This is a genomic window from Stenotrophomonas sp. INTA L402-1 (assembly GCF_059295135.1).
Genome location: NZ_JCAFWP010000016.1, coordinates 59113 through 85039, shown reverse-complemented (window position 1 = coordinate 85039; position 25927 = coordinate 59113). Strand labels below are relative to the sequence as shown.

Sequence of the window (25927 nt, the reverse complement as noted above, 5' to 3'; positions counted from 1 at the left end):
CGTACCCAACCCGACCGGCCTCTGACAGATCTTGGCGGTCTGCCACCCACGGAGAAGAAAGAGAAGATCAAAAGCGGGTCGCGGCGCTGCGCTTGCTCGTGAACCGAGCATGGCTATGCCGGTCGTCCTGACCGGCACCCTTCGGGCCGTCGCCGTGGGCGACGTTGGCAGCGGCTCCTGTCGCTGCCTTCGGCTCTACACAAGGCAATGAAGCGCCCCGCCAGGCCGCTTTTGCTTTTGATCTTCTTTTTCTTCTCCGTGGGTGGACGCGCACGGAAACTGTCAGGGGGCGGGCGCGGTGGGTTCGCGGGACCGTTGGCGCCATGGATGGCGCCATCGAGCCCCCAGGGACGGGTTTACGGCGTGTCCCGCGAACCCACCGCGCCCGCCCCACACATGAGCCGCTTTTCGCGACCACACACGAGGGGCTGCGCCGTTGGCTGGAGACTTCCTGACTCTGCGCAACGCCCGTTGTGGAAGCGTTCTCACAACGATGCACGGCAGCACGCCCACTGACCAAAGTCCGGAAAAAGCGTTAGCTGGTTCACACTTTTACAGCGCGTTGATCTTGATCAATGGACTTGTCGTAATCGGCCTGCACAATGGCGGCCCGTTCGGCACGGCGCGCCGTCAATCGTTGCAGCGCGAGGGGGCGTCGGGCGGGAAGCAGTACTGATCCAACGGGTACAGGGAGCGCGGAGCACTGCCACTGGGGAGCGGCAGCCGCGCGGGTACCGACCGGATCCGGTCGCCGGTTGCGTCTGCGGGGATGGGGACGCAACCGGCAACCTCTATCTGAATGGGGATAGTGTGATCACGACGTCTTCACATTCCCCGCTGCTCGCAGGCAAATCGTTGTGATTCATGGTGTTAGGGGTTTTAATTCATCCATGACCTGCTAACCTGCGACGATGATTCGACGCACTCTGGCCTGCATGCTCACCCTCGGCCTGGTCGCCTGCGCGACCCAGCCGAAGTCCCCACCGTCTTCGCCCCAGGCCAGCAGTACGCCGCGCCAGCCCGCCGCCAAGGCCCATGGCCCGGCCGAGGCCGCGCCCGAAGCCGCTGCTGCCACCGCGCCGCCGGTCGATCTCACCCCGGTGCCGTTCGAGGTCGCACGGGCCCGCTTCATTGCCGATACCGCCAAGCGCTATGGCCTGAAGCCGGAGCAGATCAGCAGCGTGCTCGACCAGGCGCAGGTGCGCCAGCCGATCATCGCCGCGATGTCGCGCCCGGCCGAGCGGGTCAAGCCGTGGAACGAATACCGGCCGATGTTCATCAGCAAGGCACGCATCGATGGCGGCCGCGCGTTCCTGGCCCAGCATCGCGCCGAACTGGATCGCGTGCAGCAGCGCACCGGCGTGCCGGCCGAAGTGATCGTGGCGATCATCGGCGTGGAAACCAGCTACGGCAAGAATGCCGGCAGCCATCGCGTGCTCGATGCGCTGTACACGCTGGCGTTCTATTACCCGCGCAGCGGCGACCCGGCCAAGCTGGAACGCGAAGTGCGCCGCGAGCTGTTCTTCCGCGATGAGCTGGCCAAGCTGTTCGAGCTGGGCCGCGAAGAGAACCTGGACATCACCACGCTCAAGGGCAGCTATGCCGGCGCGATGGGCATGGGCCAGTTCATGCCGTCCAGCTACCTCGATTACGCGGTGGACGGTAACGGCGACGGCCGTCGCGACCTGTTCACCAGCTACGACGACGTGTTCTCGTCCATCGCCAACTATTTCGTGAAGAAGGGTGGCTGGGTGCGTGGCGGGCAGGTGGCCGTGCCGGCCACGTTGGCGCCGGGCCGCGAGGAATTCAATCCGACCGAATGGATGCCGACCTGGTCGCTGGCCGACCTGGCGAAGCGTGGCTACCAGCCCAGCGCAGCGGTGCAGCCGGGCGCCACCGCCACGCCGATCACGCTTGAAGGCAGCACCGGCAAGCAGTACTGGCTGGGCTTCCAGAACTACTACGCGATCACCCGCTACAACCTCTCGAAGATGTACGCGATGGCCGTGTTCCAGTTGTCCCAGGCCATCGCCGGACAGGAGCTGCCCCCGGCATGAACATCAGATGGCTGGTCCCAGGCTTGATCGTCCTCGCGCTGGCTGCCTGCAGCAGCGCGCCGAAGAGGCCGGCCACGGCCGGCCATGGTGGCAAGTCCGGCGGCACCCTGGTGCAGGGGCGCGGCCCGCGCCCGGCACACTGCCCGGAAGGATCGCCCTACGCGGCGGCCAAGGAAGACCTGAGCACCCGCGGCAACTACACCGCCGGTGGCCTGTACAAGCCGGGCGTGCGTGACAGCACGCCGGACTACATTCCCAACGTGGCCTGCATCCCCGAGCCGGAAGTGACCGCGGAAGAACGCTCGGCGATCGGCAACAAGACGCCGTACGTGGTGCTGGGCAAGTCGTACAAAGTGCTCGACGACACCCGCAACTATGTCGAACGCGGCACCGCGTCGTACTACGGCGCCAAGTTCCACGGCCGCCTGACCTCCAACCGTGAGGTCTACGACATGTACCAGTTCACCGCTGCGCACAAGACGCTGCCGCTGCCCAGCTTCGCCCGCGTGACCAACCTCGACAACGGTGAGTCGGTGATCGTGCGCGTCAACGATCGCGGTCCGTTCCATGATGGCCGCGTGGTCGATCTCAGTTATGCCGCTGCCGTGCGCCTGGGCATCACCCAGCGCGGCACCGGCAACGTGGAAGTGCGCGCGCTGCAGCCGGGTGAGGGCAACCTGCTGGCGCAGAAGCCGTCGCGCCGCGAGCGTCGTGCTGCGGAAGCGGCCGCCGCCAGCGCTGTAGCCAGTGCGCGCCCGGCACCGACCGCGCGTGCCGCCGCCGACAGCGACATCGATCGCCTGGTCAAGGGGCTGCCGGCCGATGGCATGCCGGCGCGTGGCCAGCCGGCCACCACCCAGGGCGTGGCCAGCACCGTGCCGGATGTGGCGGTCAGCAGCCTGCCGCCGAGTGCTCCGCCGGTGCGCAGCACCGCATACGCGCCGGCTCCGGCGGTCGTTGCCAGTACCACGCCGCGCGCCGCTGCGCAGGCACCGGTCCGCACCGCCGCCGCTACCCCCAGCCTGTCGCAGCAGGTGGTGGGCGCAGTCATGGTGCAGGTTGCCAGCTTCTCCAACCGTGACAACGCCAACCGCGCGATGGGCCAGCTCAACGCCGCCGGCATCGTCGGTGCCACCATCAGTGACATCGCCGCCGGTGGCCGTACCCTGTTCCGCCTGCGCGTTCCCGCCAGCGACCATGCCAGTGCCGCGGAACTTGTCGGCCGCATCGCCGGTCTGGGGCTGGGTTCGCCGCAGATCGTCAAGGATTGATCCACCCGGGCCGGTGCTGCCGGCCCATGCTGCCCCGGCCTTACAATGGCCGCTACGTTCCACCCTCCATTCCCGGCCGTCCCCTGGAGCCTGCTGTCCAATGAATTTCCGTTCCGCCGCCACCGCCCTGGCCGCCACCCTGGTGGTGGGCCTGGCTTCCGCCCAGACGCCGCTGCCGACTCCGGCCACGCCGGCGCCTGCCGCCGCCGCCGCTGCCGCCCCGGCCACCGTCGCCACTCCGCCGGCGCCGGCGCCGAGCGTGTCCAAGGCCTGGGTGCTGATGGATTACGCCACCGGCCAGGTGCTGGCCGGTGAAAACATCAACGAACAGCTGGCTCCGGCCAGCATCACCAAGGTGATGACGTCCTACGTGATCGCCGCCGAGGTCAAGAACGGCAAGGTCCGTGCGGATGACCAGGTGATGATGAGCGAACGCGCCTGGCGCGAAGGTGGCGCGGGTACCGATGGCAGCTACAGCGGCTTCCCGGTCAACCAGACCGCGCGCCTGGAAGACATGGAAAAGGGCATGGCGATCCAGTCCGGCAACGACGCCGCGATCGCCCTGGCCGAGCACGTGGCAGGCAGCGAAGAAGCTTTTGCTTCGCTGATGAACAGCTATGCCGCGAAGATCGGCATGAAGAATTCGCACTTCGTCAACGCCCATGGCCTGACTGCGCAGGGCCACCACAGCACCGCCTACGACCTGGCGCTGCTGGGCCGTGCGATGGTGCGCGATTACCCGGAAACCTACGCGTACAACAAGATCAAGGAATTCCAGGTCGGCAACATCAAGCAGCCGAACCGCAACCTGCTGTTGTGGCGCGATGGCAGCGTGGACGGCATCAAGACCGGCCACACCTCGGAAGCCGGCTACTGCCTGATGAGCTCGGCCCAGCGCGGCGACCAGCGCCTGATCGCCGTGGTGCTGGGCGGCCAGTCGGAAAAGCAGCGTGCCGATGACAGCCTGGCCCTGCTGAACTGGGGTTTCCGCTTCTTCGAGACCCACCGCCTGTACGAGCCGGGCAAGGCCGTGGCCGAGCACAAGGTCTGGAAGGGCACCACCGACAAGGTGCAGCTGGGCGTGGCCCAGCCGATGCTGGTGAGCGTGCCGCGCGGCCGCTACAACGACCTGAAGCCGAGCATCGACGTGCCCAAGACCCTGGAAGCACCGTTCACCGCCGGCCAGCAGATCGGCACCGTGAAGGTGATGCTGGATGGCAAGCTGGTGGCCGAAGCGCCGCTGGTGGCGGTGGCTGCCGTCGAACAGGCCGGCTTCTTCAAGCGCCTGTGGGACAGCTTCTGGATGTGGTGGGAATCGGAATGATCCACGCCCCGGCGTGGTGAGGGAAAAGGCCGGCAAATGCCGGCCTTTTCTGTTTCGGGATGCCGCTTGCGCATGAATCCTGCCGGATGTGGGTAGTGCCGGCCGCTGGCCGGCTCCTCATGAACCCATCCGGATAAGCCGGCCCCGGTGTGCCGACCAACGGTCGGCACCTACCTACAGCGAGCGGCTGATGGTGAAGCTGCCGAACACCGGCGCTTCTCGCTGGCCGTTGAACTCGCGCGTGCTGTGGTAACGCGCCGCAGCGAACTTCCAGCGTCCGTACATCACCGCCACGCCATAGCCGCCGTAGGCCACCACATGGCGCTTGTCCACACTGTGGCTGTTGCGGAACGTGTTGCCATCCAGCGTGATGTCACGGATCACCCAGGCGGCGTCCGAGGTCGCGAACAGGTGCCAGGACCAGCCATTGCGACGGCCGCCGCGGGTCGGCGCAGTGTTCTCACCGGCCGGGCGCAACGGCGTGCTGCCGAAGTCGTCCGGCAGCTTCCAGCCGAAGCGTACTTCACCGCCAAGGTTGGCCTTGGTTTCCAGGTTGCCGATCGATCCGCCGTAGTGGCTGATCGCGTCCCAACCCCAGCCGTCGGCATTGACGCTGGCATCGCCCGGCCAGCGGCGCATGCGCTCATGGGTCAGCATGAACAGGGGCTCGTTGTGCAGCTGGTTGTCCCAGCCCTTGAATTTCTCGTCGCCCAGCACTTCGTGCACGGCATTCTGCACCTGCTTGCCCTGTGCCCACGGGCCAACCACGCCCAGCGTCAGCTGGGTGGTCTGCAGGCGGTCGCCGCTGCGCGCATTGAAACCGAAGTTTGCGATCAGTACGCCGGCGTAAGGGCGGTCGTCCTCGATCAGGTCCCTGCGGCTGAAATCGGTCGGGGTGAAGATGCCCTGGCCGATGCTGAAGATCATGTTCTGCTGTTCGAACTTGCCCGGATGCAGTCCTTCCAGGTACTGGTTCACCCAGCGGGCCATGCGTGGCAGGCAGGGGTCGTCGGTGTAATCGACCAGATTGGGCGAGACCAGGGTCAACAGTGCACCATTGGTATAGCCCTGGTCCTGGTGGCGGCCGCCGAACAGGTCGTTGTCAACGCGGAAATTGACCTGCGGAGGGTGGTCGCGCATCGCGTCCGGGCCACATTGTTCGGCCGCCTGGGCGGCGAGGGGGAGGGCAGCAGCCAGCAGGCCGGACAGCCCGAGGGCTGCAAGGCGGCGTTGGGAAGGGGGGCTCATGTGGAGGTTTTTTCTGTCTGTCGTTATATGCCGCGACACGGTACTCGTGCGGGCGTGATGGAACGAGCGCGTTCGAATCACTTGTCTGTTCCGAAAACGACATTGTCTCGTGAAGACAATCCTGCACTGTCCTGCGGCGCCCCAAGGGGCAACGGCCAATGCTGAACGGCCGTTCAGCTGCAACGCAGCGACTCACCGGTGCACTGTTTGACGTTGATGAATACTCTTGGGTTTGTTGGCCTGCGGCCCGATAATGGGGACATGGAAATCAAGTCCGACAACCCCGACCACGGCTTCCAGTTCCCCGGCCAGTTCGAGCTCAGTGCCATGGGCCCGGCCAACCGCGGCCTGGAACATGAGCTTCCCCGCCTGCTGCTGGCTGCCGGCATCGATGTGGTGAATGAACGCATCAGCTGGAAGCATTCCTCCAACGGCAAGTACGTGTCCGTGCGCATCGTGTTCAAGGCCGAGAGCCGCGAACAGTACGACCTGGCGCACCAGGCACTGCGCGACCACCCGGAAGTGAAGTGGACGCTGTAGCCGACAGCTGCCCGGCCGAAGCCGCGCCGGAAGACCGCGCGCCGCGCCCGGCGCTGGTCCGCGACCTCGGCCGCCAGGCCTATGAACCGGTGTGGCGCGCCATGCAGCGCTTCACCGACCAGCGCAGCGAGGCCGACGCCGATGAGCTGTGGGTGGTCGAGCACGACCCGGTATTCACCCTGGGCCAGGCCGGCAAGGACGAGCATGTGCTGGCGCCGGGCGAGATCCCGGTGCTGCACGTGGACCGCGGTGGCCAGGTGACCTATCACGGCCCCGGCCAGCTGGTGGTCTATCCGCTGCTGCGCCTGCCACGGCTGGGCATCGGTGTGCGCGACTACGTGTGCCGCATCGAGCAGGCCATCATCGATACCCTGGCCGAGTGGAACATCGGCGCCGAACGCCGCGAGGGCGCCCCGGGCGTCTATGTCGGTGGCGCCAAGATCGCCGCGCTCGGCATCCGCGTGCGCCGCGGCTGTACCTTCCATGGCCTGGCCTTCAACGTGGCCATGGACCTGGAACCTTTCCACCGTATCAACCCCTGTGGCTATCAGGGGTTGCAGGTGACCTCGGTAGTAGACTTGGGCGGGCCCTCCGGGATGGAGGCCGTCAAGCCGGTGCTGCTGGACCACCTGGCCCGCCAGTTCGGCCTGCTGCTGCAGCCCACGCCCGAACTGCCTGATCTTTCTGCGGCCGCCTGACCGCCCCCCGGAACTGCCATGACTGAAACCACCGCCCGTTCCATTCCCCTGCAGATCGTGCAGGGCGACTCTCCGTCCGCCGCGCCGTTGCAGGCCGGGGTCAAGCAGCTGGGCGGTGACAAGATCAACCGCTCGCCGGTGCAGTTCGCCGATGCGCCGGTGCTGCGCAAGCCGTCCTGGATCCGCGTGCGCATTCCCTCGGGCAATGCGGTGCAGAACCTGAAGGCCAAGCTGCGCGAGAACCGCCTGGTGACGGTGTGCGAGGAAGCCAGCTGCCCGAACATCCACGAGTGCTTCGGCCACGGCACGGCAACGTTCATGATCCTCGGCGAGGTCTGCACCCGCCGCTGCTCGTTCTGCGACGTCGCCCACGGCCGCCCGAAGCCGCCGGATGCCAACGAACCGGCCAGCCTCGGCCAGACCGTGGCCGACATGGGGCTGAAGTACGTGGTGGTGACCAGCGTCGACCGCGATGACCTGCGCGACGGCGGTGCCCAGCACTTCGTCGACTGCATCAGTGCCATCCGCGCGAAGTCGCCGGGCACCCGCATCGAAGTGCTGACCCCGGACTTCCGCGGCAAGGGCCGCATGGAGCGCGCGCTGGAGATCCTGGCGCAGAACCCGCCGGACGTGTTCAACCACAACATCGAAACCGTGCCGGACCTGTACCGCAACGTGCGCCCGGGTGCGGACTACCAGTGGTCGCTGAACCTGCTGAAGAACTTCAAGGCGCAGCACCCGGACGTGCCGACCAAGAGCGGCATCATGCTGGGCCTGGGCGAAGAGTTCGAACAGATCAAGGCCACCATGCGCGACCTGCGCGCGCACGACGTGGACATGATCACCATCGGCCAGTACCTGCAGCCGACCGCGCATCACCACCCGGTGCTGAAGTACTGGACCCCCGAGGACTACAAGGCGCTGGAAGACTACGGCTACGAGCTGGGCTTCAGCCACGTGGCCTCCGGCCCGATGGTGCGCTCGTCGTACCACGCCGACGTGCAGGCCAAGGGCGCCGGCGTCCGGTAAGCGGTTGCGCGATGCGCGCTACCGCTTACCACGCTGCGCTGCGCACACCGTGGGCCCCGGCTTACCACCACCCACACCCCCGCCGCTTCGCGGCCGCCCCCTGACTCAGGGGGCTTGCAACCCCATGCCCTCTGCAACCGGACAGACGGCGCCGCTGGGTGCGCCGCTCTTCAGCCATTCACAATTTGCTACACCGGCCCCGCTAGGCTGGTTTTCCACCGAGCGCGGCCGGGTGACAAACCCGGCAACTTTCGGCACTGTCGTGGTGTCTTAACACCCCGCAGTCTCCCCCTTGGCAAGGCGCCTTCGAGCACGTCAATGAAATTCAAAGCCCCCGCATTCCTGATGGCCCTGGCGCTGGTCGCGCCGCTGGCGCTGGCGGCCAAGGCCGATTCGCCGGCATTGCCCGCTGCGGCAACCGCCGATCAGGTGACCACCTCCAAGCTGGTGTACGGCCTGCTGTCCGACAGCCGCTACGCGTACCGCCCGCGTGCGCTGGACGAGGCCACCTCCAAGGACGTGTTCAAGCGCTACCTGGAGACGCTGGACGGCGGCAAGCAGTACTTCACCCAGGCCGACGTGGCGCGCTTCGCGCCGTTCGAAGCCAACATTTCCTCGGCCATCCGTGGCGGCGAGCTGGAGCCGGCGTTCCAGGTGTTCGCGGTCTACAAGCAGCGCGTCGGCGAACGCGTGGCCTATGCGCGCAAGCTGCTCAAGCAGGAGCCGGACTTCACCACCGACGAGCGTTTCGAATACGACCGCAAGAAGGTGCCGTGGGCGGCCAGCAGCGCTGAACTGGATGAGCTGTGGCGCAAGTCGGTCAAGAACGACTGGCTGCGCCTGAAGCTGGCCGGCAAGAAGCCGGACGACATCCGCAAGACGCTGGACAAGCGCTACGCGACGCTGGAGAAGTCGGTCAATGAACTGAAGGGCGAAGACGTCTTCCAGTTCTTCATGAACTCGTACACCAGCGCCGTTGACCCGCACACGGATTACTTCACGCCGCGCACCGCCGAGAACTTCAACCAGGCGATGTCGCTGTCGCTGGAAGGCATTGGTGCGCAGCTGCAGCGCCAGGACGACGTGGTGGTGATCCGCGAGATCATCGCCGGTGGCCCTGCCGCAGTGGATGGCACGCTGAAGCCGGGTGACCGTATCGTCGGCGTCGGCCAGGGCAAGTCCGGCCTGGTCGAGGACGTGATCGGCTGGCGCATCGACGACGTCGTGGCCAAGATCCGCGGCGCCAAGGATACCCAGGTCAAGCTGGAGTTCATCCCGGCTGCTGAGGGCGCCGACGGCAAGCACCACACCCTGGTGCTGACCCGCCAGAAGGTGCGCCTGGCCGAACAGGCCGCCAAGGGCGAGACCATGACCATTCCGGCCGCCAATGGCGAGCCGGCGCGCAAGGTCGGCGTGATCAAGCTGCCGACCTTCTACCAGGACTTCGAAGGCCGTCGCCGCAACGCGGCCGACTACGCCTCGGCCACCCGCGACGTGGCCAAGCTGCTGGCCGGCTTCAAGAACGACAAGCTGGACGGCGTGGTGCTGGACCTGCGCAACAACGGTGGTGGTTCGCTGGATGAAGCCATTGAACTGACCGGTCTGTTCATCGAGCAGGGCCCGGTGGTGCAGGTGCGCGAGTCCGGTGGCCGCGTCACCGTCAACAGCGACCGCAACCAGGGCGTGGCATGGGATGGCCCGCTGGCAGTGCTGATCAACCGCGGTTCGGCCTCGGCTTCGGAAATCTTTGCCGGTGCCATCCAGGATTACGGCCGTGGCCTGGTGATCGGTGAGACCAGCTTCGGCAAGGGCACCGTGCAGAACATCGTCGACCTGGACCGTTGGCCGAGTGGCGAGACCCAGCGCTTCGGCCAGGTGAAGCTGACCATCGCCCAGTTCTTCCGCATCAGCGGCAGCAGCACCCAGCACAAGGGTGTGGTGCCGGACCTGGCGTTCCCGGCCAGCGTCGATGCCACCGAGTTCGGCGAGAGCACCTACGACAACGCGCTGCCGTGGACCCGCATCGCTGCCGTGCCGCACACCCAGTACGGCAACTTCGCGCCGCTGCTGCCGAAGCTGGAAACCCGCCATGACGCGCGCATCGCCGCCGACAAGGAATTCCAGTGGTGGAACGAGGACGTGCAGCAGTTCCGCACCGAGGCCGCGAAGAAGTACATCTCGCTCAACGAGGCCACCCGCCGCGCCGAGCGTGAGCGCCAGGACACCCAGCGCAAGGAGCGCCAGGCGATGCGCAAGGAGCTGGGCCTGGCCCTGGACCCGCTGGCCGATGACAGCAACGACGACGGCCTGACTGGCAACGAGCGCGACATCGTCAAGGATGCCGCCCGCGAGAAGGCTGCCGAGAAGCGTCCGGACCCGCTGCTGCGCGAGTCGGCCTCGATCCTGGCCGATGCGGTGAACCTGCTGGCCAATGACCGCCCGCTGTCGGCGCAGGTGCTGCCGCAGTCGACCGGCGCTGGTCGCTGGGCGGACTGAGCCGGCGACGGCATGTGATACCCGAGGGGCCGGCATTGCCGGCCCCTTTCTGTCTGGGGACCTCGTTCACGGTAGCGCCGGGCCATGCCCGGCGAGCGAAGTGCCACAAACGACTTAATCCCCTCCGTCCCCTTTTCTGTGCATGAACCGGCAGCAACGGGGTGGCTCGGTCACGCCGGTTTCAACCTGCCGCACACGGCCGCAGGGCTACCCTTGGCGGTACCGTCCTCGCAGGAGTACCCATGCGGGCCTCCCGTCTTTCCAGTGCTGCCGTGGCGCTCGCCAGCGCCCTGATCCTGTCGGCCTGTGGTGGCCGCGCCGCCGACAGTACGTTGCTGCGCGAATCCTTTGATTCCGGCGACACCTTCTCGCGTACCGTCGATGGCCGCCCCGGTGACGCCTGCGAGGCCGCGCGGCGCACCCTGCTCAGCCAGGGCTACGCCATCGCCCGCTCCGACGAAGCGCAGGTGGAAGGCAACAAGAACTTCCAGCCACGCGAGGATGATCACGAGCAGCTGGTGCTGCGCATCTCGTGTGCCCCGCGTGGCAGCCAGACGCTGGTATTCGTCAGCGCGGTGCAGGACCGCTATGCGCTGAAGAAGAGCCCGACGTCGGCCAGCGTGGGCGTGGGTGCATTGGGCTCGGTGTCGCTGCCGTTCGGCAGCAATGACGATTCGCTGGTGAAAGTGGCCAGCAGTACGGTCACCGATGCCGGGTTCTATCAGCGCTTCTTCCAGCGCCTGCAACAGTATCTACCGGCGGATGCTGGCAAACCCGCACCGCCTGCGCTCGCACCGCCCGAGCCCGCACCGGCCCGCAGCACGGATCAAGGGTGATCGTGCGCGGCAGGTTGATGGGTGTGGCACTCCTGCTGATGCCCGCGCTGGGCATTGCGTCCGCAACGCCGGACTGCACGCAGGGCCTGCTGCAGCGGCTGGGATGGCGCTTTGACGAGGTCACGGCCGGTGCACCACAGGTGCACGGCGGCCCGGTGTGTACACGTGCCTCGCTGGCTGAAGCACAGGCGGCAGGCGATCTGCGCGTGGGGTGGCCGGCCGGAATGTCCGCTGCAGCACGCCAGGCGTTGCTGCAACAGTTGCTGGACGATCCAGCCACGGTCTGCGCCTATGCCTTCGAACTGGGCGCGGCCACGCAACGTGCGGCTTCTGCACTGCAGGACAACCCCACCTTCCGCTTCTCCGGCCCGCAGCTGGGCTGGATCGGCTTCGGCCTGCAGAGCCCACGCGCGCAAGGCTGGCAGCGCACACGCAGTTTCGGTCGTGGCTTCGTGCCGAGCGCGGGTAACAGTCATGCACTGGAGGCGTTCTACAGCGGTGCCGTGCGTGCCGAATGCGGGGTCGGCCGCCAGGTCGCGCAGCTGGCCACGCAACGAGAGCTTTATGGTGATGCCGCGTTCGATACGGAGTTCGCAGCGGATGAACTGTCGATCGGCACCTTCCTCGCCCTGCACGATACCGACAGCATCCTGCTCGGCGCACATGCCGGCGATTTCTTCGCCGATGGCAAGGCGGTGCGCACCTCGGCGATGGGGCGGCAGGCCTTCGTTGGCGTGCCCGGCTTCATCGAGCACGTGTACGACAAGGGCACGCTGGACGACCTGAGCAACCAGGCCGAGAACTTCGTCGTGGTCGAGGTGGGCGAGGGCGCCGCGCAGGCACTGGCTGCGCATGGCGGCCTGGCCTGGTACGACCAGCGCAATGCCGAACTGTGGGCACTGGCGCAGGACATCCCGCGCATCGGCCAGCGTTACTTCGAGCGCCTGCTGTTCGAGCGCGATCCCAACCTTCGTGCACGGCTGGAACCGCGCTACCACGACACGCTGGCACGCATGGACCAGCTGCTGGACGATCCGTTCTACCAGCAGTTCGTGATCTATGTGCATCCACGCGGTATACGTCCCATCGGCTACCACATCGCCCGCCTGCTCGATCGCAACCCGCGAACGCCGTTTTCGATCGACCTGGCGGTGCACAATCTGCATACCACGCTCTACCGGCGTTGGCGCGAGGCGCAGCTGCGCCACTGCGCGGCTACCGGCAGGCCAGGCAGCCTGACCCTAGACCCCAACTGAAGGTGAAACAATGGATATTGCAATGATCGGCCTCGGCCGCATGGGCGCCAACATGGCCCAGCGCCTGCATCGCGGCGGCCACCGCGTGGTCGGCTACGACCCGGGCGAAGGCGCCCGCCAGCGCGCCGCCGAGGCCGGCCTGGAGGTGGTTGATTCGCTGGCCGCCGCAGTTGCCGCGCTGCCGGTGCCGCGCGTGGTGTGGCTGATGGTGCCGGCCGGCGAAACCGTCGACCAGACCCTGGGCCAGCTGACCCCGCACCTGGCCGAGGGTGACATCGTCATTGATGGCGGCAACTCCAACTACCAGGACTCGATCCGCCGCGCGAAGGCGCTGGCCGAGGACGATCTGGGCTATGTCGACTGCGGCACCAGCGGTGGCGTGTGGGGCCTGCAGGAAGGCTACAGCCTGATGGTCGGTGGCGAGGCCTCGGTGGTCGAGCAGATCGCGCCGCTGCTGCGCACCCTGGCCCCGGCCGAGGATCGCGGCTGGGCGCGTGTCGGCCCGTCTGGCGCCGGCCACTTCACCAAGATGGTCCACAACGGCATCGAGTACGGAATGATGCAGGCCTACGCCGAAGGCTTCGCACTGATGGAGCGCAAGCAGGAAATGGAGCTGGACCTGGCCCAGGTGGCCGAGGTGTGGCGCCACGGCAGCGTGGTGCGCTCGTGGCTGCTGGACCTGAGCACCGAAGCCCTAAAGCGCAATCCGTCGTTGGATGGCATTGCACCGTACGTGGAAGACTCCGGCGAAGGCCGCTGGACGGTTGCCGAAGCGATCGCACTGGATGTACCGGCACCGGTGATCACCCTGTCGCTGCTGGAACGCCTGCGCTCGCGCGAATCGAATTCGTTCACCGACCGCCTGTTGTCGGCGATGCGCAACGAGTTCGGCGGCCACGCCATCAAGAAATCGTAAGCACCGCCGTGGGGTCGGAGCCCTTCGGCAACGCCGAAGGGCTCCGACCCCATGAAGCCAGTCGAGCATGGCTCGACTCTACAAAAGCCGTCTCCGATGGTTTCCACGTCGATGTGTCGACCAAGGTCGACACCTACCGTCGGACCCACCCCGCCATCCACGGAATGCCCGCTTTTGACGTTGACGTTGCCGTTGATTCGGCAGGTGCAGGGCGCAGCCCTGCCGATCACCCCAACGCGATTCGCCGCCCTTCGCGCGCGCTGTCCATGCCGGCCTGCAGCAACCGCATCAGCTGCAGTGCCTGCACCGCACTGACCGTCGGCTCGCCATCGCCGTGCATCGCCGCCGCGAACTGCGAATACAGCCGCCGGTAGTCGCCCGGCAGGTTGTCCACGGTACTGCGCTGCACATTGTCCTCCGCATCGCAGTGCACCAGCTCACCATGCCGCGGATCGATGCCCCAGCCTGGCGCTCCTGGCGCAACACCGCGCCGCAGCTGTGCCTCCTGCACGTCCAGCCCATGCTTGATCCAGCTGCCACGGCTGCCATGCACACTGAAGTGCGGCGTGGGGGCCGCCACCAGCGAACCGGCATGCACGATCGCGCGATGCCGCGGGTAGTGCAGTACCGCGTGGAAGTAATCGATGCCGCTGCCGCCTTCGCGCTGCACGGCCAGATCGGCATCGATCGCCTCGGGCCAGCCGAACAGCACCAGCATCTGGTCGAGCAGGTGCGGGCCGAGGTCGTACCACAGGCCACTACCCGGCCCGTCCTGCTCGCGCCAGCGGTCGCGCACCTGCGGGCGGTAACGATCAAAGTGTGCATGGCACTCGGCCACGTCACCGAGCGTGCCTTTGGCCAGCAGCGCCTGCAGGGTGAGGAAGTCGGCATCGAAGCGCCGGTTCTGGAACACGGTCGCGATGCGTCCGGCATCACGTGCCGCAGCCAGCACCGCTTCGGCTTCAGCGACATCCAGCGCGAACGGTTTGTCGACCAGCACGTGCTTGCCCGCGGCCAATGCCGCGATCGCCAGCGGTGCGTGTTGTCCGTTCGGTGTGGCGATCACCACTGCGTCCACCGCCGGGTCGTCGAACACCTCCTGCGGCGTGGCGCGCACGTGCACGTCGCTGAACGCGCGCAGCAACGTGTCGCGCTGCGAACTGACGATGCTATGCAGCACCAGCCCGGGGGTGTGCTGGATCAGCGGCGCATGGAAGACGCGGCCGGCGAGGCCGTAGCCGATCAGGGCCAGTTGCAGGTCGGGGCGCATGAGACGGCTCCGGCAATGGGGAAGGGCAGGTTAAACGACACCTGCGTACAGGCCAAAACTGAACCGTTGCCGTTGGAAACGCCTCGATTCACAGCGGCATGACCGCAACGCCACGCCTGCTCTACGGCGGCTTGTCCAGACTGGCAGCACATTCCGAAGGAGTACGACACGATGAGCAATACCACCCGCACGCTGATTGCTTCCGCCCTGACCCTGGGCTTCGCGCTGTCCTCCTCGGCTGCCTTCGCCAAGGACCCGGCCGCGAAGAGCCCGCCGACCAGCACCCATCCGGCCACCCACGCCGACCGCCATGATTCCAACGAGCCGGTGACCGACAGCTGGATCACCACCAAGGTGAAGGCCGACCTGCTGGCCAGCAGCAACGTCCCGGGCACCGAAATCAAGGTGGAAACGGTGAATGGCGTGGTCAGCCTGAGCGGTGCCGTGGCCACCCAGGCCGAGAAAGACAAGGCGGTCACCACCGCCAAGGGCATCAAGGGCGTGACCCGCGTCGATGCCGCCGCATTGAAGGTCAGCGCGGCCGCCAAGCGCTGAACCCGGTGGGCGCCCCGCGTGGGGCGCCCGCTGCTATGTAGAGCCGAGCCCATGCTCGGCTGCCTTTGGGTTCCAGCCGAGCGTGGGCTCGGCTCTACAGCACCGGATTCCGAACCCGTTCAGCCAACCAGGCTGGAAACTCCAGAGTTGTGACCGCCTGCGCTATATTGCCCGTTCCGCCGCAGCCGGGCCGGTATCGGCCTACGCTCCGCGGCTGTGCTGACGAGGAACTATGGCGCTGGTTTTCAGTGATGACATCTGGGACCGTTGGCGGTTGCCAGCCTTGGCGCTGGCTGCTGCCGCGATCATCGTGGTGCCGTGGTTGACCCTGCGCCAACTGCAGCAGGACAGCGAAGATGCGATGGCCTGGGTCAATCATACCCAGGCCGTGGGTGTGGCCCTGCAGCAGCTGCAGGCCGATGTACGCGATGTCGAATCGGCTGCGCTGACCCTGTCCAAGGGTGTGGATGCGCCTGGCCTGCGCGAGCGCATGGCCAAAGCCAATGACCTTCCCGGTCGCCTGGCTGAACTGGGCCGGATGACCCGCGACAATCCTGAGCAGCTGATCCGCATCGGCCGTATCGAGTCGATGCTGGAAGGGCGCATGGCGCTTGCCCGCGAACTGGCAAAGTCCGAACCCAACAGTGATCAGCGCGAGCTGGTGCAGGACCTGAGCACGCGCTATCCGATCCGTGGCCTGGTGGAGGAACTGCAGGCGAGCGAGCAGAAGCTGCTGACACAGCGCGCCGAGCAGGCCGCACGCCAGCGCAAGCAGACCGAGCTGGTGTCGTGGAGTTCGCTGGTGATCCAGCTGGCGCTGCTTGGCCTGGTGCTGTGGCTGCTGCAGCGGCAGATCGGTCGCCGCCTGCATGCCGAACGACAGTCGCTGCGTTCGGCCGCGCGTGCAGCCTCGGTGCTGCAGACCGTGCGTGAGCCGATCGTGCTGCTCGACCGCGACCTGCGTGTGCAGCTGCACAACCCTGCCTTCGCCGAGCTGTACGGGCTGCAGGATGAACGCGCCGATGGCCTGTTGCTGGACACTGTCGGCGACGGTGCATGGAAAGACCCCGTGATGCGCCAGCGACTGTCCGATGTGCTGTTGCGCGGCCGCGAACTGTGGGACTTCGAGCATGAACAGCGCGCCGCCGATGGCATGGTGCGCTACATGCTGCTCAACGCGCGGCGCATGCCGCTGCCGGACACCGACGACGAAGTGGTGTTGCTCACGGTCAGCGACGTCACCGTGCAGCGTGCCGTGCAGCTGCGGGTGGAGGAACTGAACCGCCAGCTGGAAGGCAAGGTTGCGCAGGTGTCCGAGGTCAACAGGGAACTGGAAGCCTTCAGCTACTCGGTGTCGCACGACCTGCGTGCACCACTGCGCCACGTGGCCGGTTTCTCCGACAAGCTGTCGCGCCATCTGGGCGACGCCGCCGATGACAAGAGCCGCCATTACCTGGAGGTGATCTCCAGTTCGGCGCGGCGCATGGCGGCACTGATCGACGACCTGCTGGTCTACTCGCGGCTGGGCCGCGCGGCAATGCGCCAGCAGGCGGTGGACATGCAGTCGCTGGTGGCCGATACCCGCGCCATGCTCGATTCGAACCTGCAGGCCGAGGCCGAGAACAGCGGCCATGCGCACCACGTGGAGTGGAGCATCGCGCCGCTGCCGATCGTGGTGGGCGATGAGAACATGATCCGCCAGGTCTGGCTGAACCTGCTCGGCAACGCGGTGAAGTACTCGGGCAACCGCGAACCAGCGAAGATCCGCGTGGACTACCAGCCGCAGCCTGACGGCGGTCATCAGTTCACGGTCAGCGACAATGGTGCAGGCTTTGACATGGCCTACGCCGGCAAGCTGTTTGGTGTCTTCCAGCGCCTGCACAAGGCCAGCGACTACCCGGGTACCGGCATTGGCCTGGCCAGCGTGCGCCGCGTGCTCACCCGTCATGGCGGCCGTATCTGGGCCGAGGCCGAACCGGACGTCGGCGCCACCTTCCACTTCTACCTGCCTCCCGCGATCGATGCGGACAAACAAGGGCCTTCTGCATGACCACTCTGCGCACCATTCTTCTCGCCGAAGACAGCCCGGCTGATGCCGAAATGGCGATCGACGCCCTGGAAGAGGCGCGTCTGGCCAACCCCATCGTGCACGTCGAGGATGGCGTGGAAGTGATGGACTACCTGTTGCGCCGTGGTGCCTTCGCCAACCGCGAGGAAGGCCTGCCGGCGGTGCTGCTGCTGGACATCAAGATGCCGCGCATGGATGGCCTGGAAGTGCTGCGGCAGATCCGCGAGCACGAAGAGCTCAAGCGCCTGCCGGTGGTGATCCTGTCGTCCTCGCGCGAGGAAAGCGACCTGGCCCGCAGCTGGGACATGGGCGTGAACGCCTATGTGGTCAAGCCGGTGGACGTGGACCAGTTCTTCGGCGCGGTGCAGACCCTGGGCAAGTTCTGGGCGTTGATCAACCAGGCACCGGAACTCGAGTGAGCCCATGCCCCTGACCGGTCCCGCCCTGGGGGCGCTGCGCATCCTGCTGGTGGAGGACTCACCGGAAGATGCCGAGCTGATGTCCGAACAGATGCTCGACGCGGGCCTGGAGGCCCGTTTCGAGCGCGTCGAAAGCGAGGCCGAGCTGCGCCAGGCACTGGTCGCGTTCCAGCCGGACATCGTGCTGTCCGACCTGAGCATGCCGGGGTTCTCCGGTGATGACGCGCTGCGCATCGTGCGCGAGACCTCACCGGAAGTGCCCTTCATCTTCGTCTCCGGCACCATGGGTGAGGAGAATGCGGTGGCGGCGCTGCAGAAGGGCGCCAACGATTACATCATCAAGCACCTGCCGGCGCGCCTGCCGTCGGCGGTGGCGCGTGCGATCCGCGATGCACGCAGCGCCATAGAGCGCGCGCGGGTGGAAACCGAACTGATGCGCGCGCAGCGCCTGGAAAGCCTGTCGCTGCTTGCCGCCGGCCTCAGCCACGACCTGCGCAACATCCTGCAGCCGCTGCTGATCATGCCGGACCTGCTGAAGGCGCGCACCGAGGATCCGCAGCTGCACCACCTGGCCGATGTCATCGCCGAGTGCGGCCGCCGTGGCCACGAGATGGCCGAATCGATGCTGTCGTTCGTGCGCGGCTCGCGCAAGCCGAGCGAGCGCATCGAGATCGATGGCCTGTTCGATGCGGTGGCGCTGCTGTTGCGCAGCAACGTGCCCGATGCGGTGCGCCTGGAGTTGCAGGTGCAGGACGAAGGCCTGGTGGTCGACGCCAACTACACCGAACTGCAGCAGGTGATGCTGAACCTGGCGCTCAACGCGATCCAGGCGATGCCCAACGGCGGGCGCCTGAGCCTGACTGCCAGCCATGCCGGCGAGCGCGATGGCGTGGACTGGATGCAGATCTGCGTGGCCGATGAAGGCATCGGCATGGATGCGGACACGCTGTCGCACCTGTTCAATCCGTTCTTCACCACCAAGGCGGATGGCACCGGCCTGGGGCTGATTTCCTGCAAGCGCATCGTTGAAGGCGCCGGTGGCAGCATCCACGTCAACAGCCAGCCGGGGCAGGGCACCTGCTTCGAGCTGCGCCTGCCGATGCATGAGGCCATCGATGGCAGCGAGCCGATCGAGCAGCTGGTGGCGCTGGGCAGTGGCCAGTCGATCCTGGTGGTTGACGGCGAAGCCACGCGCCTGTCGCTGCTCGGTAATGCGCTGTCCAGCCAGGGCTATCAGCTGCAGCTGGCATCCGATGGTCCGGCGGCGCTGCGCTGGATGCAGCAGGAGGCGTTGCCGGCACTGGTGATCGCTGATGCCGGTTCCAAGCTGCTGCCGGCCAGCCAGCTGCTGGGCGAGATGGCTGTATTGGGCTATCGCGGCCCGGCGCTGGTGCTGGAAGACGCAACGGTGGATGTATCGGCCGATGCATTCCCCGCTGGCGTGGAAGTGCACGTGCTGCGTAAGCCGCTGCAGATGCAGCAGGTGTTCCGCGCGGTGGCCGAAGCGCTGGGCTGATGCCGCGGTAGTGCCGGCCGCTGGCCGGCATCGCCGTGCGATGGGATCACTGCGGTTGCCGGCCAGCGGCCGGCACTACCGGTCCAGGGTTTCCCACGGGAAGCGTGGCAGCGCGTCCACTGCCTGTTCCAGCCGCCGCGACCAGTTCTGGTGAATATCGGCATACAACGCCGAATCCGCGCCCAGCCGCAGCTGCTGGCCGATGCGCAGCTCGCCGTCGCGCAGCAGCGCCAGATCGATCGGCAGGCCCACCGACAGGTTGGAACGGATGGTGGAGTCCAGCGAGACGATCGCCGTACGCGCGGCATCCTCCAGGTGTGTGGCCGGGCTGAGGATGCGGTCCAGGATGGGCTTGCCGTACTTGGACTCACCGATCTGAAGATAGGGCGTCTCCGGCGAAGCGGCGATGGCGTTGCCGAGCGGGTAGATCATGTACAGCCCGGGCCGCTCGCCAGCGATCTGGCCACCGAAAATCAGCGTCGCCTGGGTGTTGACCCCGTCATGGCCGTGCTCGCTGTGGCTGCTGTGCACCTGGCTGTCCACCAGCAGCTGGCCGACGTACTCGGCAGCTTCGAACAGATGGGTCATGTCGCGCAGGTTGGGCGTGCGCCGTTCACCGGCGTCGCGCCCCAGGCGTGACACCAGCAGCTGGGTGGTGGCCAGGTTGCCAGCCGCCATCAGCACGTAGGCTGCCTGGCCGGGGTACTCGAACACGTGCAGCTTGCGGTGCACGCGCACATCGTCCAGCGAGGCATTGGTCCGGGTGTCGGCAGCGAAGACAAGGCCTTCGTCCACCTCGATTCCAACGCAATAGGTCATGTCGGTGCCCTATCATGTGCGTCCCGGATTGTAGGCAGGCCGCCGTGACGACGGCATGTCCACGCCCCCTCAAGTGCCGTCACCTGAACCGCATGACCACCGTGCTCCTGAGCCTGGGCAGCAACGTCCAGCCCCGCCGCTACCTCCACGCCGCGGTGACGGCCCTGCGCGAGCGCTTTGGCGCACTGCAGGTGTCACCCGCCTACCGTACTGCCGCGGTCGGCTTCGATGGCCCGGCCTTCCTCAACAATGCGGTGGCGATCGAGACCGATCTGCCGCTGCAGGAACTGGACGACTGGCTGCATGCGCTGGAAGACGCGCATGGCCGCGATCGCAGCGGGCCGCGCTTCTCCGACCGGACCCTGGACATCGACGTGGTGTTCTACGGCGACCTGATGGTGGAAGGCCCCGGCCACCTGCGCATTCCGCGCCCGGAACTGAAGCATGCCTTCGTGCTGAAGCCGCTGGCGGACATCGCGCCGGGCTTCATCGACCCGGTCAGCGGGCAGGACCTGGCAACGCTGTGGCGTGCGCACAGACAGTTTGGCGAGGCGTTCGAGGTGGTGGACCTCGGATGACGGAGGTTGCCGGCCAGCGGCCGGCACTACCTCAACTGACCGTACGCCCACCATCCACGCGCAGGGTGTGGCCGGTGACGAAGCTGGCTTCGGCCACCAGCCAGTAGACCGCCTCGGCGATCTCCTCGACCGTGCCGATCCGTGCCAGCGGCGTGCGTGCCAACAGCGCCTCGCGGGCGAAATCGTCCTTGCCCTGTTCCGGCCACAGGATCGCCCCCGGCGCTACCGCATTGACCCGCACTTTCGGCGCCAGCTCCAGCGCCAGCGAGCGGGTGGCCATCTCCAGCGCGGCCTTGGCCATGGTGTAGGCGATGTGGTCGCGCATCGGGTCGGTGCCGTGCAGGTCGGTCAGGTTGACGATGCAGCCCTGCTGGCGGCGCAGGTAGGGCGCCGCCGCCTGTGACAGCAGCAGCGGCGCGCGCGCATTGACCGCATACAGCTCGTCCATCGCCTTGGCAGTGACCTGGCCCAGCGGGGTAGGGAAGAAGTTGGAGGCGTTGTTGACCAGTGCATCCAGTCGCCCGAAGTGGGTGACGGCCTGCTCCACCAGGTCGGCCAGGGCGTCGGCGTCGCGCAGGTCGGCCTGCAGGGCCAGCACGCTGCCCGGGCGCACGTTGTCGAAATCGAACGCGGCCTGCTGCAGCTCCGCGCTGGAGGTGTTGGCGTGCAGCACCACCGACCAGCCACAGGCATGGAACTGGCGGGCGATGGCTGCACCGATCCGGCGCGCGCTGCCGGTGATCAGGACCACGGGGTGGGTGTCGCTCATCGAGGGTCCTCCAAGGCTCGGCTATCCTGTGCACCATTGTCACCGCATTCGAAGACGCCATGCAGCCCACCTTCCCCCTGCCCGAAGCCGATGCCCTGGCCCACAGCGACCAGCTGGCCGCCGCCCTGCGTGCCGAAATCCTTGCGCAGGGCGGGGCGATGCCGTTCTCGCGCTTCATGGAACTGTGCCTGTACACCCCCGGCTGGGGCTATTACAGCGCCGGCGCCAGCAAGTTCGGTGGCAGCGGTGACTTCATCACCGCGCCCGAGCTCGGCAGCCTGTTCGCCGGCAGCGTGGCCAATGCGCTGGCGCCGGTGTTCGCCCAGCTGGGTGCGCAGGCGCGGATGCTGGAACTGGGCGGTGGTACCGGCGCCTTCGCCGAAGCGGTGCTGCTGCGCCTGGCTGAGTTGGACGCGCTGCCGTCGCGCTACGCCATCCTCGAACCCAGCGCCGACCTGCGCGAGCGCCAGCAGCAGCGCCTGCAGCAGAACCTGCCGGCCGAGCTGGCGGCGCGCGTGGACTGGGTCGACCGCCCGTTCGAGGAGGACTGGGAGGGCGTGGTGTTTGCCAACGAGGTGATCGACGCGCTGCCGACCCCGCGCTTCCTGATCCGCGATGGCGAGGTCTACGAGGAAACCGTCGAGCTGGATGCCGAAGGCAACTTCATCCGCGGCGCGCAGCCGGCCGACATCCTGCTCAATGGCGCGGTACGCCACATCGAGCGCTATCTGGAAAAGCCCTTCGCCGAGGGCTACCGCTCCGAAGTGCTGCCGCAGCTGCCGTACTGGCTGCAGGCGGTCGCCGGTGGCCTGCAGCGTGGCGCGATGCTGTTCGTCGACTACGGTTACAACCGCGGTGAGTTCTACCAGCACGACCGCGACGATGGCACCGTGCGTGCGTTCTACCGCCACCACGTGCACAACGACGTGCATCGTTGGCCGGGCCTGCAGGACATTACGGCGTCGGTGGATTTCACCGCGATGGCCGAGGCCGGCATGCACGGCGGTTTCGAGCTGGCCGGTTACTGCAGCCAGGCCAGTTTCCTGCTTGGCAACGGCCTGGACCAGGTGCTGCTGCTGGCCGAGGAACGCACCGATGAGGTCGGCCGCATCCAGCTGCGCGACCAGGTGAAGAAGCTGACCCTGCCGACGGAAATGGGCGAGCGCTTCCAGGCCATCGGCCTGCAGCGAGGCGTCGACTTCGAACCGGCCTTCGAGCTGGGTGACCTGAGCTGGCGCCTGTGAGCCACGCGTTGCCGGTGATCAAGCCGCTGCGGCGGCCCCGGCTCTGGGCCGCGCTGTGGGCGGCGGCAGTACTGCTGGTGATCGTGGTCTGCCTGATCCCACCACCGCCGATTCCGTTGCCGGAAAACAGCGACAAGGGCGAACACTTCCTCGCCTATTTCATCCTGGCCGGCAGCGCGGTGCAGCTGTTCCGTCGGGGCCGCCCGCTGCTGTGGGTGGGCGTGGGCCTGGTGCTGATGGGTATCGGCATCGAGTTCGCGCAGGGCGCACTGACCAGCAACCGCATGGCTGACCCAATGGATGCGCTGGCCAACACCATTGGCGTGCTGGCCGGCATGGCCACCGCACTGACCCCGATGCGCGACCTGCTGCTGCGCTGGCGCGGGTAAAGGCGTGCCAACCAAGGTTGGCACCCACCTGTAGATCCACGCCATGCGCGGATGGAATCCGTAGATCCACGCCATGCGTGGATGGAATCCGTAGATCCACGCCATGCGTGGATGGAATCCGTAGATCGCCGCGCGTGGATGAGCTGCCCGGGGTGCCGACCAGGGTCGGCACCCACCAGGACAGACCTGCCGTTACTTCCCCAGCGTGACCTCATCCAGCACCCACATCGCCGGGCGCGTGTCGCCGGTGAAGTTGATGCACAGATCACCCGTGCCCTGGGTGTCCTTCGGCAGCGTCGCACGCAGGGTCACGAAGCCATCGGCATCCGGCTTGGCCGGCAGCGGCACTTCGGCCAGCACCTTGCCGCTGCAGTCGCCACGACGCACCTGCATCTCGCCATGCGCGCGCTTGGCCTTCTCGAAACGGCGCTTGGGTTCGTCGTGGGCCAGCTGGAAGTAGTACGGGATGCGACCTGCACGCACTTCCACGCTGCCGATGCCGTCCAACTGCGCCTGCGGCCAGCGCCAGCACGGCTGGAAGATGTCCACGTTGAACACCGCACGGGGGCCCTCGCGTGGGCCATCGTCTTCCAGGCGCAGCACCAGCCCCTTCTTGCCCACGCAGCTGAGCAGTTCATCGCTGCGGCGGCTGAGCAGCGATTGCGCAGTGAAGTCCGCAACCGTCGGCTTCGCCGCCAGCATCTGACCCTGATAGAACGCAGCAGCCTGCACGGTGGTTGGCAGCTTCCCGGTCAGCGGCTGCTGGTACAGCGGCGACTGCGCGGTCACCGGCTGTCCGTCGGTGCTGTAGCGCACCTCATAGCCCAGCGGATTGGCCAGCGACACGGTCACCGTGTTCTTCGCGCGATCATCGGTATAGTCCACGCCTACTTCGAACGGGGTCTGCGCATAGGCCAGGCCCCAGGCACGGTAGCGCTGCAGCTGTGCCGGCAGGCGTGCGAGGAAATCGCGGAAGTCGCGATGTTCCGGCGTGCTCCAGCCGGTCTCGGCCACGGCGGCCAGGCGCGGGAACAGGTTGTGCTGCAGGCGTGCATAGCTGCGCGTGTGTTCGGTGAACATGTTGGCCTGCAGGCCGAGGATGTGCCCGCGCTTGTCGGCGGCCAGTTCGGCCGGCACCGGCTCGAAGTTGTACAGCTTGCCGAGGTTGACCTGGGTCGGGCGACCAGGCGGCTCGTTCGGCGAGGCCGTCTGCAGGTAGTCCAGGTACAGGTAACCCACCGGCGACATGATCACGTCATGCCCGGCACTGGCCGCAGCGAGGCCACCTTCGGTGCCCTGCCACGACATCACCGTGGCCTGTGGCGGCAGGCCCCCTTCGAGGATCTCATCCCAGCCGATCAGGCGCCGGTCGTGTTCCTCCAGGAAGGTCTCCAGGCGCTTGATGATGTGGCTCTGCATGGCCATTTCATCCTTGATGCCCAGTGCACGCATGCGCTGCTGCACCTGCTTCGAGGCTTCCCACTGGTCCTTGACCGCCTCGTCGCCACCTACGTGCACGTACTTGGCCGGGAACAGTTCGATCACTTCCTCCAGCACGTTCTCGAGGAAGCTGACGGTGCTGTCTTCCACGTTGAACAGGTTCGGGAACACGCCCCATTCGCTGATCGGCTTCAGCGGGGTATTGATCGAACCCAGTTCCGGATACGCGGCGATCGCTGCGGTCGCGTGCCCCGGCACATCGATTTCCGGAATCACCTGGATATGCAGCTTCGCGGCATAGGCGATCACTTCGCGGATCTGGTCCTGCGTGTAGAAGCCGCAGTACGGATGCTCCTGGCCGCTGACCGGATCGATGCCGCCATCGCCGGCCGGCAGGCGGCAGCTGCCCACTTCGGTCAGCTTCGGGTAGCGCTTGATCTCCATGCGCCAGCCCTGGTCATCGGTGAGGTGCCAGTGGAAGGTGTTGAGCTTGTGCGCAGCCATTGCGTCGAGCACGCGCTTGATCTCGTCAAGGCTCTGGAAATGCCGTGCCGAGTCGAGCATGAAACCGCGCCAGCTGAAGCGTGGCGCATCCTGGATCTGCACCGCTGGCAGCACCCCATTGCTGCCGCCGGTGGCGAGCTGGGCGAGCGTGGTCGCGCCATAGAACAGGCCGGTTTCGTTGCCGGCCTGCACCAGCACGCCCTGCGCGGTGCTTTCCAGCGTGTAGCTTTCGCCGCTGTCGCGGAAGGTGGGCACGATCTGGAAGCGGATGCTGCCGGTCTTGGCTGCAGCCTTGCCCTTGGCCAGGACCAGGCGCGGGCCACCACTGCGGGCCAGCAGGTCGGCGAACTGGGCGGCGACGCGCTGCGCGACTTCGCCTTCGGCCTGCAGCACGGTGTCGGCGCGAACGGTGATGCCGCTGCCCTGGCCGGGCTGCACATTGGCTGGGGCGGGAATCAGCATCAGGCTGCCGGCGCGCAGCTGCGGGCCAGGAGCTTCAGCGGCGGGCGTGGGATCGGCGGCGAGTGCCGGCATCGCCGGCAGCATCGCGAACAGGCTGCCCAGCAGCAGTGCGCTGCGCATCCGGGCGCGGGAAGGCTTGACCATCGGAACGACTCCTTGGAACGGTGCGATGAACGCTATACATGAAAAACGCCGGGCCCGGAATGACCCAGGCCCGGCGTGC

The 25927-nt window shown here is 66.9% G+C and carries 22 protein-coding genes; 17 read left to right on the top strand and 5 right to left on the bottom strand.

Translation table 11 applies throughout. The features are described from left to right. Positions 1-911: 911 nt before the first annotated feature. From mltB to AC5O77_RS11290, 3 genes are all read left to right on the top strand, one after another. Positions 912-2057, top strand: a complete 1146-nt coding sequence (mltB, locus tag AC5O77_RS11300; RefSeq protein WP_049400491.1) for a lytic murein transglycosylase B — start codon at positions 912-914, stop codon at positions 2055-2057. After that, positions 2054-3328 (top strand): septal ring lytic transglycosylase RlpA family protein, encoded by a 1275-nt coding sequence (locus AC5O77_RS11295; RefSeq protein WP_317217952.1) that lies wholly within the window; start codon positions 2054-2056, stop codon positions 3326-3328. Before mltB ends, AC5O77_RS11295 begins: the two co-directional genes overlap by 4 nt. A gap of 100 nt (positions 3329-3428) precedes the next feature. Continuing rightward, the gene (locus AC5O77_RS11290; protein ID WP_317217951.1) at positions 3429-4652 is read left to right on the top strand and encodes a D-alanyl-D-alanine carboxypeptidase family protein; all 1224 of its coding nucleotides are present in this window, start codon (positions 3429-3431) and stop codon (positions 4650-4652) included. A gap of 174 nt (positions 4653-4826) precedes the next feature. Here AC5O77_RS11290 and AC5O77_RS11285 read toward each other — a convergent pair whose 3' ends face one another. Beyond that, a complete protein-coding gene (locus AC5O77_RS11285; RefSeq protein ID WP_317217950.1) occupies positions 4827-5900 on the bottom strand; it encodes a lipid A deacylase LpxR family protein in 1074 nt (357 codons plus the stop codon). A 261-nt stretch (positions 5901-6161) separates the two neighbouring features. Between AC5O77_RS11285 and AC5O77_RS11280 the strand changes: the two genes are divergently transcribed. The 7 genes from AC5O77_RS11280 to gnd all read left to right on the top strand — a co-directional run bounded on the left by AC5O77_RS11280 (position 6162) and on the right by gnd (position 13671). Then, a complete protein-coding gene (locus tag AC5O77_RS11280) occupies positions 6162-6440 on the top strand; it encodes a YbeD family protein (protein WP_005411067.1) in 279 nt (92 codons plus the stop codon). Then, positions 6428-7138, top strand: a complete 711-nt coding sequence (gene lipB / locus AC5O77_RS11275; protein WP_032130311.1) for a lipoyl(octanoyl) transferase LipB — start codon at positions 6428-6430, stop codon at positions 7136-7138. The genes AC5O77_RS11280 and lipB overlap by 13 nt, the downstream gene beginning before the upstream one ends. 18 nt (positions 7139-7156) lie before the next feature. Continuing rightward, positions 7157-8167 carry a lipoyl synthase gene (lipA, locus tag AC5O77_RS11270; RefSeq protein ID WP_032130310.1) on the top strand — a complete coding sequence of 337 codons (1011 nt, stop codon included), beginning with the start codon at positions 7157-7159 and terminating at the stop codon, positions 8165-8167. A 318-nt stretch (positions 8168-8485) separates the two neighbouring features. Beyond that, the gene (locus AC5O77_RS11265) at positions 8486-10663 is read left to right on the top strand and encodes a carboxy terminal-processing peptidase (RefSeq protein ID WP_032130309.1); all 2178 of its coding nucleotides are present in this window, start codon (positions 8486-8488) and stop codon (positions 10661-10663) included. A gap of 242 nt (positions 10664-10905) precedes the next feature. Then, positions 10906-11499, top strand: a complete 594-nt coding sequence (locus AC5O77_RS11260; RefSeq protein ID WP_494506818.1) for a DUF2242 domain-containing protein — start codon at positions 10906-10908, stop codon at positions 11497-11499. Positions 11500-11516: 17 nt separating this feature from the next. Further along, complete coding sequence (locus tag AC5O77_RS11255; protein ID WP_478057558.1) at positions 11517-12755, top strand: hypothetical protein; 1239 nt, start codon at positions 11517-11519, stop codon at positions 12753-12755. 10 nt (positions 12756-12765) lie between these two features. Then, positions 12766-13671 (top strand): phosphogluconate dehydrogenase (NAD(+)-dependent, decarboxylating), encoded by a 906-nt coding sequence (gene gnd / locus AC5O77_RS11250; RefSeq protein ID WP_006470430.1) that lies wholly within the window; start codon positions 12766-12768, stop codon positions 13669-13671. A gap of 226 nt (positions 13672-13897) precedes the next feature. On the opposite strand, the gene AC5O77_RS11245 is transcribed toward gnd, so the two are convergent. Continuing rightward, positions 13898-14941, bottom strand: coding sequence for an oxidoreductase (locus AC5O77_RS11245; RefSeq protein ID WP_478057557.1), 1044 nt, complete (start codon positions 14939-14941; stop codon positions 13898-13900). 171 nt (positions 14942-15112) lie between these two features. Between AC5O77_RS11245 and AC5O77_RS11240 the strand changes: the two genes are divergently transcribed. The 4 genes from AC5O77_RS11240 (at position 15113) to AC5O77_RS11225 (ending at position 19499) form a co-directional block, all read left to right on the top strand. Further along, positions 15113-15496, top strand: coding sequence for a BON domain-containing protein (locus AC5O77_RS11240; RefSeq protein ID WP_478057556.1), 384 nt, complete (start codon positions 15113-15115; stop codon positions 15494-15496). Positions 15497-15728: 232 nt separating this feature from the next. Beyond that, a complete protein-coding gene (locus tag AC5O77_RS11235; protein WP_032130516.1) occupies positions 15729-17546 on the top strand; it encodes a sensor histidine kinase in 1818 nt (605 codons plus the stop codon). Continuing rightward, on the top strand, positions 17543-17983 hold the full coding sequence (locus AC5O77_RS11230; protein ID WP_005411057.1) for a response regulator: 441 nt from the start codon (positions 17543-17545) through the stop codon (positions 17981-17983). The genes AC5O77_RS11235 and AC5O77_RS11230 overlap by 4 nt, the downstream gene beginning before the upstream one ends. A gap of 4 nt (positions 17984-17987) precedes the next feature. Beyond that, the gene (locus tag AC5O77_RS11225; protein WP_125893459.1) at positions 17988-19499 is read left to right on the top strand and encodes a hybrid sensor histidine kinase/response regulator; all 1512 of its coding nucleotides are present in this window, start codon (positions 17988-17990) and stop codon (positions 19497-19499) included. A gap of 75 nt (positions 19500-19574) precedes the next feature. On the opposite strand, the gene AC5O77_RS11220 is transcribed toward AC5O77_RS11225, so the two are convergent. Beyond that, positions 19575-20318, bottom strand: a complete 744-nt coding sequence (locus tag AC5O77_RS11220) for a proteasome-type protease (protein ID WP_149908680.1) — start codon at positions 20316-20318, stop codon at positions 19575-19577. A 92-nt stretch (positions 20319-20410) separates the two neighbouring features. Between AC5O77_RS11220 and folK the strand changes: the two genes are divergently transcribed. After that, positions 20411-20896 carry a 2-amino-4-hydroxy-6-hydroxymethyldihydropteridine diphosphokinase gene (gene folK, locus AC5O77_RS11215; protein ID WP_494506817.1) on the top strand — a complete coding sequence of 162 codons (486 nt, stop codon included), beginning with the start codon at positions 20411-20413 and terminating at the stop codon, positions 20894-20896. 31 nt (positions 20897-20927) lie between these two features. On the opposite strand, the gene AC5O77_RS11210 is transcribed toward folK, so the two are convergent. Beyond that, positions 20928-21665, bottom strand: a complete 738-nt coding sequence (locus AC5O77_RS11210; RefSeq protein WP_293794463.1) for a pteridine reductase — start codon at positions 21663-21665, stop codon at positions 20928-20930. A 59-nt stretch (positions 21666-21724) separates the two neighbouring features. On the opposite strand from AC5O77_RS11210, the gene AC5O77_RS11205 reads away from it, so the two are divergent. Both AC5O77_RS11205 and AC5O77_RS11200 read left to right on the top strand, forming a co-directional pair. Further along, on the top strand, positions 21725-22909 hold the full coding sequence (locus tag AC5O77_RS11205; protein ID WP_293794466.1) for a class I SAM-dependent methyltransferase: 1185 nt from the start codon (positions 21725-21727) through the stop codon (positions 22907-22909). Continuing rightward, positions 22906-23298 (top strand): VanZ family protein, encoded by a 393-nt coding sequence (locus AC5O77_RS11200; protein WP_032130419.1) that lies wholly within the window; start codon positions 22906-22908, stop codon positions 23296-23298. Before AC5O77_RS11205 ends, AC5O77_RS11200 begins: the two co-directional genes overlap by 4 nt. Before the next feature lie 192 nt (positions 23299-23490). Here AC5O77_RS11200 and AC5O77_RS11195 read toward each other — a convergent pair whose 3' ends face one another. Beyond that, on the bottom strand, positions 23491-25848 hold the full coding sequence (locus tag AC5O77_RS11195) for a beta-N-acetylhexosaminidase (protein WP_478057554.1): 2358 nt from the start codon (positions 25846-25848) through the stop codon (positions 23491-23493). Positions 25849-25927 lie beyond the last annotated feature (79 nt).